Below are 17815 nucleotides of genomic sequence, written 5' to 3' on the forward strand. Positions count from 1 at the left end.
GTGGGGCTTTGCGTTGGCGCGACGCCATCCCGGACCTGATCCGGGATCTGCAAGGTCAGGAGAACCTCGGGTCGAGCCCGAGGATCACCTCTGTACGTCAGCTTTTCATCGAGTCCCAGAAGCCCTTCACCGACTTGAAGAAGCTCTTGGTTTCGGGGTTGTTGTCCTCTGACAGCGTGTCGAATTCCTTGAGGATTTCCTTTTGCCGCGCCGTCAGGTTGACGGGTGTTTCGACCGCCAGTTCGATGAACATGTCGCCGTGACCTCCGCCGCGCAGGGCGGGCATACCCTTGCCGCGCAGGCGCATCTGGCGGCCCGATTGCGAGCCTTCGGGGATCTTGACGCGGCTGCGGCCGCCGTCGATCGTGGGCACCTCGATATCGCCGCCGAGCGCGGCCTTGGCCACGGACACTGGCACGCGGCAAAAGAGGTTGGTGTCCTCACGCTCGAAGATCTTGTGGGGCGCGACCTCGATGAAGATGTAGAGGTCGCCCGCAGGACCCCCGCGCATACCAGCCTCGCCCTCACCCGCCAAGCGGATGCGGGTGCCGATTTCGACGCCGGCGGGGATGTTCACCGAAAGCGAGCGGTCTTTCTGCACACGGCCCTGGCCGCCACACACGTTGCACGGATTCTTGATGATCTGGCCCAGGCCCGAGCAGGTGGGGCAGGTGCGTTCGACCGTGAAGAACCCTTGTTGTGCGCGCACCTTGCCCATGCCCGAACAGGTCGGACAGGTGGTCGGCTCGGCGCCGCCTTCGGCCCCGGAGCCGTCGCAGGCGTCACAGGCCACCGAGGTGGGTACGTTGATGGTTTTCTGAAGGCCGCGATAGGCTTCGTCGAGGTTGACGCGCAGGTTGTAGCGCAGGTCGGCGCCACGCGCGGCGCGCTGACGTCCGCCGGCACCGCCACGGGCGCCGCCGCCCATGAAATCGCCGAACAGGTCGTCGAACACGTCGGAGAACGCGCTGGCGAAATCACCCTGACCCGGACCGGCGCCGCCGAACCCGCCACCGGGACGTGCGCCCGCACCTGTGCCGCCCTCGAAGGCCGCGTGGCCGAAGCGGTCATAGGCCGCTTTCTTTTCGGCGTCCTTCAGGATGTCATAGGCCTCGCCCGCCTCCTTGAATTGCTTCTCGGCGTTGGGGTTGTCCTTGTTGCGGTCGGGGTGAAGCTCTTTGGCCTTAGTGCGGTAAGCTTTTTTGATCTCGTCGGCGTTGGCGCCTTTCGAGACGCCAAGAACCTCGTAATAATCGCGTTTGGCCATCGGATATCTCCTTTGTATCGGAGAGCAGGGAGCGCCGGTGCGCCCCCTGCCTGTCCGTTTGACGCTTAGGCGCGTTTATCGTTGTCGAGGTCCTCGAAATCGGCGTCGACGATGTCTTCATCGTCCTTGCCCATTTCGTCGGCCGCGGCAGGCTCGTCGTCGCCGTCTTCCTGGCTGGCCTTGTAGATCGCCTCGCCCAGTTTCATGGCGGCCTCGGTCACGTTCTGGATGCCGGCCTTGATCTTGTCGGCAGTGGCATCCTCTTTCTCGAGGTCGTCCTTGAGGGCCGAGATGGCCAGTTCGATCGCCTCAATGGTGGACGGGTCGACCTTGTCCGAATGCTCTTCCATCGACTTCTCGGTCGAGTGGATGAGGCTTTCGGCCTGGTTGCGAGCCTCGACCAGGGCGCGACGTTCCTTGTCGGCGTCGGCGTTGGCCTCGGCGTCCTTGACCATCTTCTCGATGTCTTCCTCGGACAGACCGCCCGACGCCTGGATCGTGATCTTCTGCTCTTTGTTCGTGCCTTTGTCCTTGGCCGAAACAGAGACGATGCCGTTGGCGTCGATGTCGAAGGTCACCTCGATCTGGGGCATACCGCGCGGGGCCGGCGGAATGTCCTCGAGGTTGAACTGACCCAGAAGCTTGTTGTCCGCGGCCATCTCACGCTCGCCCTGGAAGACGCGGATCGTCACGGCCGACTGGTTGTCTTCGGCGGTGGAGAAGATCTGCGACTTGTTGGTCGGGATCGTGGTGTTGCGGTCGATCAGGCGGGTGAAGACGCCACCGAGGGTTTCGATACCGAGCGAGAGCGGCGTGACGTCCAGAAGGACGACATCCTTGACGTCGCCTTGCAGAACGCCGGCCTGAATGGCGGCACCCATGGCGACAACCTCGTCGGGGTTCACGCCCTTGTGGGGCTCTTTCCCGAAGAACTTGGTCACTTCCTCGACGACCTTTGGCATACGGGTCATGCCGCCGACCAGAACGACCTCGTCGATATCGCTGGCCGAGAGGCCCGCGTCCTTGAGCGCGGCCTTGCAGGGCTTGAGCGAGTTGGTGATGAGGTCACCCACCAGGCTTTCCAACTTGGCGCGGGTCAGTTTCATGACCATGTGCAGCGGCTGGCCGTTGGAGCCCATCGAGATGAACGGCTGGTTGATCTCGGTCTGGGACGAGCTGGAAAGCTCGATCTTGGCTTTCTCGGCGGCCTCTTTCAGGCGTTGCAGCGCCATCTTGTCCTTGGTCAAGTCGACGCTGTGTTCCTTTTTGAACTCGTCGGCAAGGTAGTTGACGATACGCATGTCAAAGTCTTCACCGCCGAGGAACGTGTCGCCGTTGGTGGACTTGACCTCGAACAGGCCCTCGTCGATTTCGAGGATGGTCACGTCGAAGGTACCGCCGCCAAGGTCATAGACCGCGATGGTTTGCGTGTCTTCCTTGTCGAGGCCGTAGGCGAGCGCGGCCGCGGTCGGCTCGTTGATGATGCGCAGCACTTCGAGACCGGCAATCTTGCCGGCGTCCTTGGTGGCCTGACGCTGGGCGTCGTTGAAGTAGGCGGGCACGGTGATGACGGCTTGCGTCACTTCCTCGCCGAGATAGCTTTCGGCGGTTTCTTTCATCTTGCCGAGGATGAAGGCCGAGATCTGGCTGGGCGAATACTTGTCGCCCTTGGCGCGCACCCAGGCGTCGCCATTGCCACCGTCGATCACTTCGAACGGCATGTTCTTCTTGTCCTTGGCCAGATCGCTGTCATCCTCGCGGCGACCGATCAGGCGCTTGACGCCAAAGATGGTGTTCTCGGGGTTGGTGACCGCCTGGCGTTTGGCTGGCTGGCCGACAAGGCGCTCGTCGTCGGTAAAGGCGACGATCGAGGGGGTGGTGCGGGCGCCTTCGGAGTTTTCGATGACGCGGGCTTGGCTGCCATCCATGATGGCGACGCAGCTGTTGGTGGTTCCGAGGTCAATACCAATGACTTTGGACATGTTTTTCGATCCCTTCTGTTCTTAAGGCGATTGAGGGGCGACCGGACCCGTCAAAGGCATCTGGCCACCGTGTGAGTTGCAGATCCCGAAAGCGGTCTCTGCGCTTCGGACGGTATATAGGCAGGGGAATATGACCCTGCAAGCGGTTGAAAAGCGGTGAATCGCAGGAATCGGGTTTTAATTTGGCGGATTCGATGGAATCCAGTTCGTCATGACCGAAGAGACGCTGGAGATACGTGGCTTTCGCATTTTCAAGGGATATCTTGATACGGCGGAGCAGGCCGCGCTGGTGGAGGCGATCCGGGGCGTGGTGCGTGCCGCGCCGCTGTTTTCGCCGATGACGCCCTATGGCAAACCGATGCGGGTCAGGATGACCTCGGCGGGGCGCTATGGCTGGGTGTCGGACCGGCGGGGGTACAGGTACGAAGAGCGACACCCCGAAGGCATGGCATGGCCGCCGATTCCGGGCGAGGTTCTGGCGGTGTGGGGCGACCTGGTGAGCCACGCGCGAATGCCGGATTGCTGTCTGGTCAATTTCTATGACGCAGACGCGCGGATGGGGATGCATCAGGACCGCGACGAAGCCGATTTCAGCTGGCCCGTGCTGTCGGTGTCGCTGGGCGACGAGGGGCTTTTCCGCATCGGGAACGCGACGCGGGGCGGCAAGACGGAATCGCACTGGCTGCAATCCGGGGACGTAGTGGTGATGGGGGGTGACGCGCGGCTGACCTATCACGGGATCGACCGGATCAAGCCTGGCACCTCGATGCTGCTGGATGCGCCGGGGCGGATCAACTTGACATGCCGGGTGGTGGATTGACGCCGACGGGCGGTCAGCGCGCAAGGTTGCAGCAGCCGGTGAGGTAAGTGACGCCGGAGTCTTCGGTGACGAAAAGGTCCACGCTCATGCCGTAAAAGCGGTCGGACATGCCGTCGGTGCAGGCGTCCCGCTGGAACATGAAGGTGAAGACCTGGGTTTGGGACTGTCCGAAGATCGCGTAGCGGTCGGTACGGTTTTCCGAGGTGACGGGGTCGAGCGTTGCGACAGAGATGGCGTCGTCGTCCATGCGATCGAGCGTGGCACTGGCGCTGCTGGCGACATCGAGCGACCAGAACGGCTCGGTTCCCGTGCAAGTCAGGGGGCGGGGCAGCTGATCGTCAGGCTGATCCGGGCGCCGGTCGAGGAATCGCAAGGCGACCCAGCCCGTTGTCTCGTCCACGTTGACGCGCGCCCATTCGCGGCTTTCGTCGAAGGCCACGACCTCGACAAAGCGGGCGTCGGCGGTCAGCTTGGCAATGATGGAGTTGCCGACACCCGGCCCGGCGCGCACGTTCAGCACGTCATCGGGAGCCACGCCGGAGACGTCGTAGAACGCAGGCAGCGCCTGGGCTTGGACGAATGTCGCAGACAGCAAGAGCAGAAAGGCCGAAAGAAGCGTTTTCATCGGCGGGCGTACCAGCTGCTGGAGGCGAACTGGCGCGTGTAGAATTCGGCCAGAAGACCCAGGATCAGCAGGACGCAGCCCACGATGACGGCATACTCGACACTGGTGTTGCGCGGGAAGTAGTTGGCGAAGACAAAGCCGCGGCATTGGTCGATGGAGTGAAATAGCGGGTTCCAGTCGAACATCGCAAGCATGTAGCCGGGCAGCGTGTTGGCGACGAAGAGCTTGCCCGAGGCGATCATGTTGGCGCGGGTATAGACGATCTGGATCAGGTTGACGGCCGTGGGGAACCACGGTTTCGCCGCCATGATCAGCAGGCCGACGCCGCAGCCGGTGAACCAGGCGAGCAATAGCATTCCGAAGGCGCCGATGGGATCGGCGATTTCGATGCGTTGAAAGGCGGTGTGATAGATGAACAGGATCACCAGCGCCGACAGGACCTGGATATAAAGCGCGCCCAGCGCGGCGGACGTGATGGAAATGATCGTGTTCATCGGGGCGTGCTGCATCATCGGCGAGGACGGACCCGCAGCCCCCGCGACCGCACCCAGCGCCTTGATATGCGTCAGGTAGAGAAACACCCCGGACATCATGTAGAGCAGGAAGTCGCCGCGCAGCTTGGCCCCGCGCAGGCCGAGAACCGTGAACATCAGGTAGAAGGCAAGAACGAAGATGATCGCGGTGCTGATGCTGACGAACAGCGCCATGAACGCGTTGCCATGCGTGCTGCGCACGTCGCGGACCGTGGTGTGATAGATCAGCTCGCAAATCGTCACGATGGACGAGAGAACCGATTTCTTGCGCGTGTTCTGGAACATGACCTGTCTGGATCAACCGCCTTGTTGGGAAATTCTCGCACGGAATTCTTGCCGTCCCGTTAGTGACGTACCATAAGGGGCGCGCAGCGGTCCCGCAACAAACGCCTTTGTGCGTTGGATAAAAGATATGGAGCAGGCATTGGATTACGACAAACTTGTCACGGTCATGCGGCGCCTGGCGCTGGAAGCCGGCGATCGGATCATGGAGATCTACGACGCGGACGATTTCGACGTGAAGGTGAAATCGGATGACAGCCCGGTGACCGCGGCGGACGAGGCGGCGGACAGGATCATATCGGAGGGGCTGCGCGCCGCATTTCCGGACGTCGCGCTGATCACCGAGGAACAGGCCGAAACCCACGGTGAGCAGGCCGACACGTTCCTGATCGTCGATCCTCTGGACGGGACCAAGGAATTCATCAATCGGCGCGGCGATTTCACGGTGAACATCGCCTATGTCGAGGCCGGCGTGCCGACGCGCGGCGTGGTCTATGCGCCAGCCAAGGGCCGGATGTTCTTTACCCGTCCCGATGGCGCATCGGTCGAGGAAACCGGACCTTTTGCGCGGCACAGGTCGGGGGCGCTGACCGAGATCGGCGTGTCCGACCCGGACAACGGCGCGCTGATGGTGGTGGCCAGCAAATCGCACCGCGACCAGGCGACGGATGATTACATCGGCAAGTATGCCGTCAAGGACATGAAAAGCGCGGGATCTTCGCTGAAGTTCTGCCTGATCGCGACGGGAGAGGCGGATATCTATCCGCGCCTTGGCCGGACGATGGAATGGGATACCGCCGCCGGACATGCGGTTCTGCTGGGCGCCGGGGGTCACGTGGTGCGGTTCGATGACCAGACGCCGTTGAAATACGGCAAGGACGCGTATGCCAACCCGTTCTTTATTGCCCATGCCCCCAAGGTCGAGTTGAAGCCCGCCTGATGAGTGTACTGGTGGTCATCCCGGCGCGCTATGCCTCGAGCCGCTATCCGGGCAAGCCCTTGGCCGTGCTGCGCGGCGCGGACGGCACGGAAAAGAGCCTGATCGAGCGCAGCTGGCTGGCGGCCACGAGCGTTTCGGGCGTCGACCGTGTGGTCGTGGCCACGGATGACGCGCGAATCGAAGAGGCGGCCGGTGCGTTCGGCGCCGAGGTGGTGATGACGTCGCCCGACTGCGCCAACGGGACCGAACGCTGTGCCGAGGCGCTGGGAAAGCTGGGCGGCGATTACGAGATCGTGGTGAACTTGCAGGGCGACGCGCCGCTGACGCCGCATTGGTTCGTCGAGGACCTGATCGCCGGGATGCGCCGGGACCCCGAGACCGACGTGGCCACGCCGGTACTGCGCTGCGACGGGCGGGCATTGAACGGTTTCCTGCAAGACCGCGCCAATGGCCGGGTCGGTGGTACGACGGCGGTTTTCGGCCAATCGCGCCATGCCCTCTATTTCTCGAAAGAGGTGGTGCCCTACACTTCGCGGGTGTATGGCGACGCGGAAGAGACGCCGGTGTTTCACCATGTGGGGGTCTATGCCTACAGACCCGAGGCGCTAAGTGCTTACGGCACCTGGTCGACGGGTCCGCTGGAGACGCTGGAAGGGCTTGAGCAGCTGCGTTTCCTCGAAAATCGGCGTTCGATCCTGTGTGTCGAGGTCGAGGCGCGTGGTCGGCAGTTCTGGGAACTAAACAACCCGGAAGATATTGAAAGGATAGAAGGCATGATGCGGGATATGCACATGTCGTAGGCATGGCGAAGAAACCGGACCTGATTTCACAGGTTCGCCACATTGAGCCGGTTGTATTCCGGCGTGTGACATGGGTCTTCTTTGTACGAGTTGCCGCAAGCGGCTGAGGAGCTTTAGATGCGCAAAAAACTTACAAAAGCGATTTTCCCCGTGGCCGGGCTTGGCACGCGGTTTCTGCCGGCGACCAAATCGGTTCCGAAAGAGATCATGACGCTGGTCGACCGCCCGCTGGTGCAATACGCCATCGACGAGGCGCGTGAAGCCGGGATCAAGGAATTCATCTTTGTCACCTCGCGTGGCAAGGGCGCGCTGGAGGATTACTTCGACAACGCGCCCCAGCTCGAGCAGGAGCTGCGCAAGAAGGGCAAGGACGAGCTGCTGGAGATCCTGAAGTCCACCAACATGGACAGCGGCGAGATCGCCTATACCCGCCAGAACAAGGCGCTGGGCCTGGGCCACGCGGTGTGGTGCGCGCGGCGGCTGATCGGCAACGAGCCCTTCGCGGTGATCCTGCCCGACGACGTGATCGCGGCGGAAAAGTCGTGCCTGGCGCAGATGGCCGAAGCGTTCAAGGAAACCGATGGCGAGAACAACATGGTCGCCGCCATGGAGGTGCCTGCGGACAAGGCCTCGGCCTATGGCGTGCTGGACGTGAAGGAAGACATGGGCCGGATCGTTTCGACCAAGGGCATGGTGGAGAAACCCGCCCCCGGCGAGCAGCCATCGAACCTGGCCGTGATCGGGCGCTATATCCTGACGCCGACGGTTTTGCAGAAACTGAACAAGAAACAGACCGGCGCCGGTGGAGAGATTCAGCTGACCGATGCCATTGACGCGGCCCGGGAAGAAGGCGAAGAGGTTCTTGGTTATCGGTTCGAGGGTGAACGGTTCGACTGTGGCTCGAAGTCGGGTTTCTTGCAGGCGACGGTGGCCTTTGCGCTGAACCGGCCCGAGCTGCGCGACGATCTGCTCAGCTATATCACCGATGTGGTGCAGCCCGCCAAGGCCGCGCAGTAGCGAAGGAGCGCGGCGCCAATTGCCGAATGTACTTGTCACCGGCGGCGCGGGCTATATCGGCTCACATGCCTGCAAGGCGCTGACAGATGCCGGCTATACACCCGTTACCTATGACAACCTGAGCACCGGATGGGCGGATGCCGTGAAGTTCGGTCCATTCGAGCAGGGCGACCTGCGCGATCGGGCGCGGCTGGACGCGGTGTTTGCGGCCTATCAGCCCATCGCGGTCTTGCACTTCGGCGCGCTGAGCCAAGTGGGCGAGAGTATGCGCGAGCCGGGGCTTTACTGGGACAACAACGTCACCGGCTCGCTGGTTCTGATGGAGGCGGCGGTGGCGGCGGGCTGCGAACAGTTCGTGTTTTCCTCGACCTGTGCCACCTATGGCGATCAGGACAACGTGGTGCTGAATGAGGACAGCCCGCAAGCGCCGATCAACGCCTATGGCGCGTCGAAGCGGGCGATCGAGGACATGCTGTCCGGTTTCGAGGCGGCGCACGGTCTGCGGCACGTGATCTTTCGGTATTTCAACGTGGCGGGCGCCGATCCCGAGGCAAAGGTGGGCGAGTTCCACCAGCCCGAAACCCACCTTGTGCCGCTGATCCTGGATGCGATCGACGGCAAGCGCGATGCGCTGACGATATTCGGCACGGATTACGACACGCCCGACGGCACGTGCATTCGAGATTACGTGCATGTCTGCGATCTGGTGGATGCGCATGTTCTGGGCCTGAAATGGCTGGAGAGCGGCAAGGACAGCCGGGTGTTCAACCTTGGCACCGGCAGCGGATTTTCCGTGCGCGAGGTGATCGACCACGCGCGCCGTATCACCAACAAGGACGTGCCAGTTGTCGAAGGGCTGCGCCGGCCCGGGGACTGCACCAAGCTGGTGTCCGGCTCGGCGCGGGCGGTATCGGAGCTGGGCTGGAGCCCGGGCCGGTCGACCCTGGACGAGATGATCCGCGATGCCTGGCGGTGGCATCAAACTGGACATTACGACAAATAACGCCGACCCTGCGGTCGCAAGAAGGGTCAGGCAGGACGGATGAACGTGCTTTCGCAGGCATGGGAGGCGTACAGGCTTCGGTGGAAGCGCCGGCGCCTGCTGTACCGCGCGCTGCGCAAGCGGCGGCAGCTGCGCCCGGTGGTGGACCGCACCGGCCGGATCGCGCCGGGGGACATCCTGTGCTTTTCCACCGTGCGGAACGAGGCGGTGCGCCTGCCGTTCTTTCTGGCGCATCACCGGGCGCTGGGCGTGCGGCATTTTCTGATCGTGGACAATGACAGCGACGACGGCACGCGCGATTACCTTGAGGCGCAAGAGGACGTGTCGCTGTGGCGGACGCAGGCCAGTTACAAGCTGTCGCGGTTCGGCGTCGACTGGCTGACATGGTTGCAGATCAAGCACGGGCATGGGCATTGGTGCCTGACGCTGGATGCCGACGAGATCCTGATCTATCCGCATCACGAAACGCGCCCCCTGCCCGCGCTGGTCGACAGGCTGGAGCAATCGGGGCGCGATTCATTCGGGGTGCTGATGCTGGACATGTATCCCAAGGGCCCGCTGGCGGTGCATCCTTACGAGGCGGGTGATGATCCGTTCGAGCGGCTGTGCTGGTTCGATGGGGGCAATTACATGATCCAGAAGAAGCCGGAGCTGCACAACCTGTGGATCCAAGGCGGCGTGCGGGCGCGCAAGTTCTTTGCCGACCGGCCCGAACGGGCGCCGACGATGGGCAAGATGCCCCTGGTGAAGTGGAACCGTCGATATGCCTATGTCAGCAGCGCGCATTCGCTGTTGCCCCGTCGGCTGAACCGGGTCTACGACGAGGCGGGGGGTGAGCGGTTGTCGGGCGTGTTGCTGCACACGAAGTTCCTGAACACGGTGGTGGACCGGTCCGCCGAGGAGAAGCAGCGGCAGGAGCATTTTGCCAACAGCGATCTATACGATAGCTATTACGACGCGCTGACCGAAAACCCGGATCTTTGGTGCGAAACCTCGACCCGGCTGATCGGATGGCGGCAGCTGGAGGCGATGGGCCTGATGTCCAAAGGCAACTGGATCTGAGGAGCGGATTTGTTTGCGTTTTGGAAACAATCTCTTATACGGATTGGAGGGGAACGGAACCGGCCATTTCGGCGGTGTGTCATTTTGGAAAAGAATGTTTTAACACGGGGCGTGTATTATGGCGGCCGGTCAGTCCGGCGGCCCAGAGGATGTGAGTAGTGAGTTTGTTGCAGTCATATGCCATGCGGCTGCGCCGGAAGCGGCACAGGGTGCGCGCGTTTCGCAAGCATTTCGCGCTCAAGCCCGTGGTGGACCGCACGCGCAAGATCCGCCCCGGTGACATTCTGCTTTTCAGCACCATGCGCGACGAGTTCGTGCGCCTGCCGTTCTTTTTGCAGTATTACCGTAACCTTGGCGTGTCGCATTTCCTGATCGTCGACAATGACAGCACCGATGGCGGGCGCGAGTTCATGGCCGACCAGGAGGACGTGTCGGTCTGGACCACCAAGGCCAGCTACAAGGGGTCGAAGTTCGGTGTCGACTGGCTGAACTGGTTGCAGCGCAAATATGGCCACGGTCACTGGACGCTGGTGGTCGATCCCGATGAGCTGTTCATTTACCCGTTCTGTGACACGCGGCCAATCCGGGCACTGACCGACTGGCTGGACACCAGCCAGGTCAAATCATTCGGCGCGATGCTGCTGGACATGTATCCCAAGGGGCGGATCGATGACGTGCGATACCTGCCCGGGCAGGACCCGCTGGAGATTGCGGGATGGTTCGACCCCGGCAATTACGTGATCGAGAAGAACCGGCAATACGGCAACCTGTGGATACAAGGCGGGCCGCGCAGCCGTGTGTTCTTTGCCGACCGGCCCAAGAAGGCGCCGGCGCTGAACAAGACGCCGCTGGTGCGGTGGGACAAGCGATATACCTATATCAGTTCGACCCACACGCTTTTGCCGCGGGGCTTGAACCTGACCTATGACGAGTGGGGCGGGGAAAAGGCCAGCGGCATCCTGCTGCACGCGAAGTTTCTGAACACCTTCACCGCCAAGGCTGAGGAAGAGCTGCGACGCGGTCAACACTATGCCGGGAGTGTCGAATACAAATCATATGCCGAGAAATTTCAGGACAGTCCCGACCTTTGGTGCAAATGGTCGGAAAAATATATAAACTGGCGGCAGTTAGAAATTCTTGGGCTGATGTCCAAGGGAAACTGGGCATGAGGATGGGCAGAGGGTGAGCGTCGGCATCATAATGCTGGTCCACACGGCCTTTGACCGGGCCGAGCAGGTGGCACGGCATTGGGCCGCGTCTGGCTGTCCGTTGGTCATTCACGCCGACCGGAACGTGCCCAACGCAACCTACCGCAAGTTCATCGACGCGCTGTCGGATCTGGACAGGGTCAAGTTCGCCCGGCGCCATCGCTGCGAATGGGGCACCTGGGGGCTGGTTGCGGCGACGCAGGAAGCGTCGGAAATCATGTTGAACAGCTTTCCGGATGTGCGGCATGTCTATCTTGCCTCCGGCTCTTGCCTGCCGCTGCGCCCTGTGCAGGAGCTGATCGACTATCTGGCAGAGCGGCCGCAGACCGATTTCATTGAAAGCGCGACGACGGCGGATGTGCCGTGGACCATCGGTGGGCTCGATCACGAGCGGTTCACTCTGCGCTTTCCCTTTTCTTGGCGGCGCAATCGCAAGCTGTTTGACCGCTATGTCGCCCTACAACGCAAGATTGGCTACAAGCGGCGCATCCCCAACGGGATCGTCCCGCATATGGGCAGCCAATGGTGGTGCCTGACGCGGCAAACCTTGTCGGCAATCCTGACAGACCCCGAGCGGGCAACCTATGACAGCTATTTCAAACGCGTGTGGATCCCGGACGAAAGCTATTTCCAGACCCTTGCAAGGCTCTATTCCAGGCAGATCGAAAGCCGTTCGTTGACCCTGTCGAAGTTCGACTACCAGGGCAAGCCGCATATTTTCTATGACGATCACCTACAACTCTTGCGGCGGTCGGACTGTTTCGTGGCGCGTAAGATCTGGCCCTTTGCCAATCGGCTCTACAATGCGTTCCTGACCGACGCGGCAGGCGCGATGAAGCGGACCGAGCCCAACCCCGGCAAGATCGACCGGATCTTTGCCAAGGCGGTGGAGCGGCGCACGCGCGGGCGGCCCGGCCTGCTGATGCAAAGCCGGTTTCCGGTGGAGGGGCGCGAGAACGGGCTGACCTGTGCGCAGTACTCTGTGTTCGAGGGGTTCAGCGACCTGTTCGAGAATTTCGAACCTTGGCTGGCCAAGGTCACGGGCACGCGGGTGCATGGGCATTTGTTTGCGCCGGAGCGGGCCGAGTTTTCCGACGGGCAGACGGTTATGAACGGCGCGCTGAGCGACAGCGCCAAGCTGCGCGATTACAACCCGCAGGCGTTTCTGGCGAGCCTGATCTGGAACACGCGCGGCGAGCGGCAGTGTTTCCAGCTGGGACCGCGCGACCACATCAAGAAGATCGAGTGGTCCCTGGCCAAGGACCAGAACGCGCAGATCTCGGTCATTTCGGGCGCGTGGGCGGTGCCGCTGTTCAAGTCGAACATGAACTTCGCCGACATCCGGCAGGAGGCGGCGCTGTTGCAACAAGTCGAGAGCAAGCACTTGGACGTGCTGCGCTCGCAATGGGGCAAGGCGCGGGTGCGCATCTGGACCATGGCGGAGTTCATCGAGGCGCCGATGGAGCCGTTGCAGACGATCATCGACGAGATCGGCAAGCAAAGCGTGCACGGTTTGGCCGAAGTGCCCAAGATGGCCGACCTGACCGGGTTTGGGCAGTTCCTGCAGAACCTCAAGAACCAGGGGATGCATCCCTACCTGATGGGGGATTTCCCGGTGGAGCATCGCCTGCACGAGCCGCAGGGGCAGACACGCAAACCCTACCTGGTGCGATGAATGGCATTCAATTTCGACTATTTCGTGGTGTTCGCCGAGATGCGCACCGGCTCGAACTTTCTTGAAGCGAACCTGAACGCTTTTGAGAGCTTCGAGTGCTTCGGCGAGGCGTTCAATCCGCATTTCATCGGCTACCCCAACCGCGACGAGATCGCGGGCGTCGCGCAGCACACGCGGGATGCCGATCCGATGCAGTTGATCAAGGCGGTGCGGGACGTTCCGGACAAGCTGGGCGGGTTTCGGTATTTCCACGACCACGATCCGAGGATCCTGGACGTGATGTTGGACGATCCGCGCTGCGCCAAGATAATCCTGACGCGCAATCCACTGGATAGTTATGTTAGCTGGAAAATCGCGCAGGCGACGGGGCAGTGGAAGCTGACCAACGTCAAGCGGCGCAAGGACAGCCAGGTGCGGTTCGACAAGGCCGAGTTCGATACACATGTGACCAAACTGCAAGAGTTCCAGGTGCAGTTGCTGAACCGGCTTCAGTCCGCGGGTCAGACGGCGTTCTACATCGCCTACGAAGACCTTCAGGATCTTGACGTGCTGAATGGGCTGGCGAAGTTTCTTGGCAGTGACGAGCGGCTGGAGGCACTGGACGGGTCGCTGAAAAAGCAGAACCCCAGTGCGCTGGAAGACAAGGTATCGAACTTCAAGGACATGGAGCAGGCGTTTGCCGGGCTGGACCCGTTCAACCTGACCCGGACCCCGAATTTCGAGCCGCGCCGGGGGCCGGCGGTTCCGGGTTTCGTGACAGGGGCACATGCGGGGTTGCTTTACATGCCAATCCGGTCCGGACCCGAGGCGGAGGTGTGCGCCTGGCTGGCAGGCCTTGATGGCGTGGCGGTCGAGGATTTGCCGACGAAGCTGAACCAGAAGGAATTGCGGCAGTGGAAGCGGCGCAAGCCGGGGCACCGCAGTTTCACCGTGTTGCGGCACCCTGTGGCGCGGGCCCATGCCGCGTTCTGCGACAAGATCCTTCAGACTGGGCCGGGATGTTTCGCGGATATCCGCAAGACGCTTCGGAATTTTCACAAGCTGCCGCTGCCGGGAAAGATGCCGGACGAGGATTATGGGGTTGAGGTGCACAAGTTGGCCTTTGGCGCCTTCCTGGAATTCCTGAAAGCGAACCTGGCGGGCCAGACAAATATCCGGGTAGACGCACATTGGGCGACGCAGGCGTCGGTGATGCAGGGTATGGCGCAGTTCAGCCTGCCGGACATGGTGCTGCGCGAGGATGACCTGGTCGAGGCATTGCCGCGCCTTGCGGCGTCGGTGGGATATGACGCGGCGGAGGTCCCCGCGACACCGGCGTCGGATCAGCCATTCTCGATCAACGAGATCTATGACGACGAGATCGAGACGCTGGTCAGCGACATCTACCAGCGGGACTACATGATGTTCGGCTTTACGTCCTACGCGGCCTGAACCGACTGTGCCTCTGTGATGATGGTGTGCAGGGTCGCCGGATCGTCGTTCGCACGCAGCTTGGCGCAGATTGCCGGATCGCGGAGCGTGCGCGACACAAGGGCCAGCGCCTTGAGGTGTTCCACACCTGCATCTTCGGGCGCGAACAGGGCGAAGGCCATATCCACGGGCTGACGGTCAACCGAGTTGAAGTCGATCGGCGTTTCCAGAAGGACAAGAGCACCGACCACCGAGTCGATGCCGGACAGACGGGCATGGGGCAGGGCGACCCCGTGCCCGACACCCGTCGGACCAAGGTTTTCACGTTCGATCAGGGCATCGACGACGGCCTGGTGATTGAGGCCATAGACCGACTCGGCGATGCTGCCCAGCTCATGCAACAGGCGTTTCTTGCTGGACACGGACGAGTAGACCCGCACCGCGTCAGGCCGCAAAATCTGAGAGAACTGCATTCAGCTATGCTCCATCGACGGCCGGCGCCGCCTTGCTTGCTCGATCATTTACGGGTCGATCCATCCTATATTGCCGTCATCACGGCGATACACGACGTTCAGCCCATTCTTTCCTTCATTTCGGAACACGAGCACCGGTGCGCCGGCAAGCTCCATCTGCATGACGGCTTCTCCGACCGACAGAGAGGGAATCCGATGTTCCATCTCTGCAACGATAACCGGCTGGAGGCTTTCTGGTTCCGATTCTTCCCCATCGCTTTCGGAGGCGAGGATATAGGCGGATGCCTGAGAAAGTTCAATAGGTTCCGCCCGGTCGCGATGATGGTCCTTCAGGCGGCGCTTGTAGCGGCGCAACTGCTTTTCCAATTTTTCGCTGCAATCGTCGAAAGCAGCATAGATTTCATGCGCGTGGGCCTTGGCCTGTGCGGTCAGACCGGTGGAGAGGTGGACCGTCGCCTCGCAGACAAACTCGCTCGCGCTCTTGGAAAAGATCACGTGCGCGTCCGTGGGCCGTTCGGCATATTTTTCCACAATGGAGTTCAATTCGTTCTCGACGTGAGTCTGCAAAGCCTGGCCGACATCGATTTGTTTTCCACTGATTTGATAGCGCATTCAGAACCTCCAACATGCGGACAGAAGTAACCTGGGGGCGATGATTTGCCCTGATTCAGGTCAATTCTGTGAGGGATATAATGACGTTTTCTGTGTGCTCGGTCCCGGCCCAGAGGATGGGTCGCACGGCTCGAACAGTGCAAAAACCGAAAGCGTCATACCCTCATTTGATCCGCGATCTAGGCATCTTGTCAATGGAGATTGCGTTAACGGACGGCGCAACCTCGCTCAGGATATACGAAAGTTTTCGCCGAGATAGACGCGGCGCACGTTCTCGTTTGACACAACCTCATCGGGAGTGCCGGACATCAGGACCTGCCCGTCGTGCAGGATATAGGCGCGATCCACGATCTCGAGCGTCTCGCGGACGTTGTGATCGGTGATCAGCACGCCGATGCCGCGTTTCTTGAGGTCGGCGACAAGGTGGCGGATGTCTCCGACCGAAATGGGATCGACCCCGGCAAAGGGTTCGTCCAGCAAAAGATACTTGGGCTGGGCGGCAAGGCAGCGGGCGATCTCCACCCGGCGGCGTTCCCCGCCAGACAGCGCCAGCGCGGGGGCGCGGCGCAGGTGTTCGATGGAAAATTCGGACAACAGCTCTTCGAGTCGTTTGCGGCGCTTGTGGCGGCTATCGGTGGAGATATCGAGGATCGCCATGATGTTGTCCTCGACCGACATGCCGCGAAAGATCGACATTTCCTGCGGCAGGTAGCCCACGCCAAGCTTGGCCCGGCGATACATCGGCAGGCCGGTGACGTCGCGACCGTCGATGCGCACATGGCCGCCTTCGGGATAGATCAGGCCGGCGATGGCATAAAAGGTCGTTGTCTTTCCCGAGCCGTTGGGGCCAAGCAGCGCCACGACCTCGCCCTGGCGCAATGACAGGCTGACGTCGCGGATGACGACGCGTTTCTTGTAGCTTTTGCGCAGGTTCTCGACGGCGAGACCTGTGCTTTCGTGGGCGATATGCAGATCGGGGCGTGCCATTTACTGGGCGCCGCCCTCGGGCTGAAGGATCGTCTTGACGCGGCCGGTGACGCGGGCGGTGCCGGCGCGGGTGTCGACGAACATCTTGTCGCCGGTCAGCGCGTTGGGCCCCTGGACCAGCAGCACGTCGCCTTCCATTTCGATCAGGCCGGTGTCGACGTTGTAATCGGCCTGCGACGCCTCGGCGGCATCCTCGCCGCTGACAAGCGTGACGCCGCCCGTGGCCTGAAGCTGTTCGATCCCGCTTTGATCTGACTTGTAGACAACCAGAACGCGCGGGGCCGACAGGCGCATTTCGCCCTGGCCGATCAGCACGTTGCCGGTGAAGACCGCCGTGCCGTCCTGCTGGTTCACGTCGAGATTGTCGGCCGTGACCTCGACGGGAAGCGTGCTGTCCTGTGCAGTGTTGCCAAAGGCGATCTGCGCGCCCTGGGCCAGCACGGGCAGCGGAAGAGAAAAAAGGATGAGCGCTATGAATGTGCGAAACGAATGAGTCACTGGTCGATGTCCTCGGAAGGCTGCGGGGTGTATACCAGCTTCACGCCGTCCGTGAAAACCAAATGTGCTTGCCCGGTTTCCTCGTCCCCGGTCAGAACCATGCGGCCGGCCGTGAGATCGCCGGGGGGACCGACACCCGAAACCGGGCCGGGGGTTTCGGCGTGCAGCACGTCCAGCCTGGCATCCAGGCGTTCGGTCGTCACCTTGTAGCCCGTTGTGGTGTCGATTTTCACGTTGCCGATCAGCGAGGCGTCGAGATCGGACTGGTCCATGTTGCCGCGATCGGAGGTGACGGTCACGACCGTGCCCGAGACGAGCTGCATCGTGGCGGTGATATCCTCTGCGTTGATCAGGCGCGGATTTTCCGGGGACGGACGCGCGGTTTCGGCCGTGATCATGACCTCGTCGCCACCGCCGGTGACACCGGCGAAGGCCGCGTTGGTCGCGCCTTGATCCTGGGCGCGCTGTTCAAGGTCGATCTCGGCAATGGGAATGGATTTGGTCGGGTCGATATGGCGCGAGATCAGGAACAGTGTCGACAACAGGCCAAGCGCGGTCAACGGCAGGATGATCTTCATCCACGCCACGAGCCGAGAATAAAAATTGTCCGTCGTTGCCATG

At 61.8% G+C, this 17815-nt stretch carries 18 protein-coding genes; 9 read left to right on the top strand and 9 right to left on the bottom strand.

Translation table 11 applies throughout. The annotated features are described in order from the left end of the window. Positions 1 to 97: 97 nt before the first annotated feature. Complete coding sequence (dnaJ, locus tag XM53_RS16900) at positions 98 to 1267, bottom strand: molecular chaperone DnaJ (RefSeq protein WP_057795440.1); 1170 nt, start codon at positions 1265 to 1267, stop codon at positions 98 to 100. 65 nt (positions 1268 to 1332) lie between these two features. Continuing rightward, positions 1333 to 3249 carry a molecular chaperone DnaK gene (dnaK, locus tag XM53_RS16905; RefSeq protein WP_057795442.1) on the bottom strand — a complete coding sequence of 639 codons (1917 nt, stop codon included), beginning with the start codon at positions 3247 to 3249 and terminating at the stop codon, positions 1333 to 1335. Positions 3250 to 3460: 211 nt separating this feature from the next. Between dnaK and XM53_RS16910 the strand changes: the two genes are divergently transcribed. Then, the gene (locus XM53_RS16910; protein WP_057795444.1) at positions 3461 to 4069 is read left to right on the top strand and encodes an alpha-ketoglutarate-dependent dioxygenase AlkB family protein; all 609 of its coding nucleotides are present in this window, start codon (positions 3461 to 3463) and stop codon (positions 4067 to 4069) included. A 13-nt stretch (positions 4070 to 4082) separates the two neighbouring features. On the opposite strand, the gene XM53_RS16915 is transcribed toward XM53_RS16910, so the two are convergent. After that, complete coding sequence (locus XM53_RS16915) at positions 4083 to 4694, bottom strand: SH3 domain-containing protein (RefSeq protein ID WP_057795446.1); 612 nt, start codon at positions 4692 to 4694, stop codon at positions 4083 to 4085. Beyond that, positions 4691 to 5512, bottom strand: coding sequence for an ABC transporter permease (locus XM53_RS16920; RefSeq protein WP_057795448.1), 822 nt, complete (start codon positions 5510 to 5512; stop codon positions 4691 to 4693). Before XM53_RS16920 ends, XM53_RS16915 begins: the two co-directional genes overlap by 4 nt. A gap of 139 nt (positions 5513 to 5651) precedes the next feature. On the opposite strand from XM53_RS16920, the gene cysQ reads away from it, so the two are divergent. The 8 genes from cysQ to XM53_RS16960 all read left to right on the top strand — a co-directional run bounded on the left by cysQ (position 5652) and on the right by XM53_RS16960 (position 14645). Further along, positions 5652 to 6449, top strand: coding sequence for a 3'(2'),5'-bisphosphate nucleotidase CysQ (gene cysQ, locus XM53_RS16925; RefSeq protein ID WP_057795635.1), 798 nt, complete (start codon positions 5652 to 5654; stop codon positions 6447 to 6449). Beyond that, positions 6449 to 7249, top strand: coding sequence for a 3-deoxy-manno-octulosonate cytidylyltransferase (locus tag XM53_RS16930; protein ID WP_057795450.1), 801 nt, complete (start codon positions 6449 to 6451; stop codon positions 7247 to 7249). Before cysQ ends, XM53_RS16930 begins: the two co-directional genes overlap by 1 nt. A gap of 117 nt (positions 7250 to 7366) precedes the next feature. After that, positions 7367 to 8266 carry a UTP--glucose-1-phosphate uridylyltransferase gene (locus tag XM53_RS16935; protein WP_057795452.1) on the top strand — a complete coding sequence of 300 codons (900 nt, stop codon included), beginning with the start codon at positions 7367 to 7369 and terminating at the stop codon, positions 8264 to 8266. 19 nt (positions 8267 to 8285) lie between these two features. Beyond that, positions 8286 to 9269, top strand: coding sequence for a UDP-glucose 4-epimerase GalE (gene galE, locus XM53_RS16940; RefSeq protein WP_057795454.1), 984 nt, complete (start codon positions 8286 to 8288; stop codon positions 9267 to 9269). Positions 9270 to 9308: 39 nt separating this feature from the next. After that, on the top strand, positions 9309 to 10331 hold the full coding sequence (locus tag XM53_RS16945; protein WP_057795456.1) for a glycosyltransferase family 2 protein: 1023 nt from the start codon (positions 9309 to 9311) through the stop codon (positions 10329 to 10331). A 182-nt stretch (positions 10332 to 10513) separates the two neighbouring features. After that, positions 10514 to 11500, top strand: a complete 987-nt coding sequence (locus tag XM53_RS16950; RefSeq protein WP_057795458.1) for a glycosyltransferase family 2 protein — start codon at positions 10514 to 10516, stop codon at positions 11498 to 11500. A 13-nt stretch (positions 11501 to 11513) separates the two neighbouring features. Continuing rightward, positions 11514 to 13214: a DUF5927 domain-containing protein gene (locus XM53_RS16955; RefSeq protein WP_057795460.1), complete on the top strand. Its 1701-nt coding sequence runs from the start codon at positions 11514 to 11516 to the stop codon at positions 13212 to 13214. After that, on the top strand, positions 13215 to 14645 hold the full coding sequence (locus tag XM53_RS16960; RefSeq protein ID WP_057795462.1) for a sulfotransferase family 2 domain-containing protein: 1431 nt from the start codon (positions 13215 to 13217) through the stop codon (positions 14643 to 14645). Here the strand turns inward: XM53_RS16960 and XM53_RS16965 are convergent. From XM53_RS16965 to lptC, 5 genes are all read right to left on the bottom strand, one after another. Then, positions 14633 to 15097: a PTS sugar transporter subunit IIA gene (locus tag XM53_RS16965; RefSeq protein WP_057795464.1), complete on the bottom strand. Its 465-nt coding sequence runs from the start codon at positions 15095 to 15097 to the stop codon at positions 14633 to 14635. The genes XM53_RS16960 and XM53_RS16965 overlap by 13 nt on opposite strands. Before the next feature lie 48 nt (positions 15098 to 15145). Then, positions 15146 to 15709: a ribosome hibernation-promoting factor, HPF/YfiA family gene (gene hpf, locus XM53_RS16970; RefSeq protein WP_057795466.1), complete on the bottom strand. Its 564-nt coding sequence runs from the start codon at positions 15707 to 15709 to the stop codon at positions 15146 to 15148. Between the two features lie 228 nt (positions 15710 to 15937). Next, positions 15938 to 16696, bottom strand: a complete 759-nt coding sequence (gene lptB, locus XM53_RS16975) for an LPS export ABC transporter ATP-binding protein (RefSeq protein ID WP_057795468.1) — start codon at positions 16694 to 16696, stop codon at positions 15938 to 15940. Next, positions 16697 to 17194 (bottom strand): lipopolysaccharide transport periplasmic protein LptA, encoded by a 498-nt coding sequence (gene lptA / locus XM53_RS16980; protein WP_057795470.1) that lies wholly within the window; start codon positions 17192 to 17194, stop codon positions 16697 to 16699. Beyond that, positions 17191 to 17814 (bottom strand): LPS export ABC transporter periplasmic protein LptC, encoded by a 624-nt coding sequence (lptC, locus tag XM53_RS16985; RefSeq protein ID WP_057795472.1) that lies wholly within the window; start codon positions 17812 to 17814, stop codon positions 17191 to 17193. The genes lptA and lptC overlap by 4 nt, the downstream gene beginning before the upstream one ends. Position 17815 lies beyond the last annotated feature (1 nt).

The sequence above is a fragment of the Roseovarius atlanticus genome, from assembly GCF_001441615.1.
Classification (GTDB): domain Bacteria; phylum Pseudomonadota; class Alphaproteobacteria; order Rhodobacterales; family Rhodobacteraceae; genus Roseovarius; species Roseovarius atlanticus.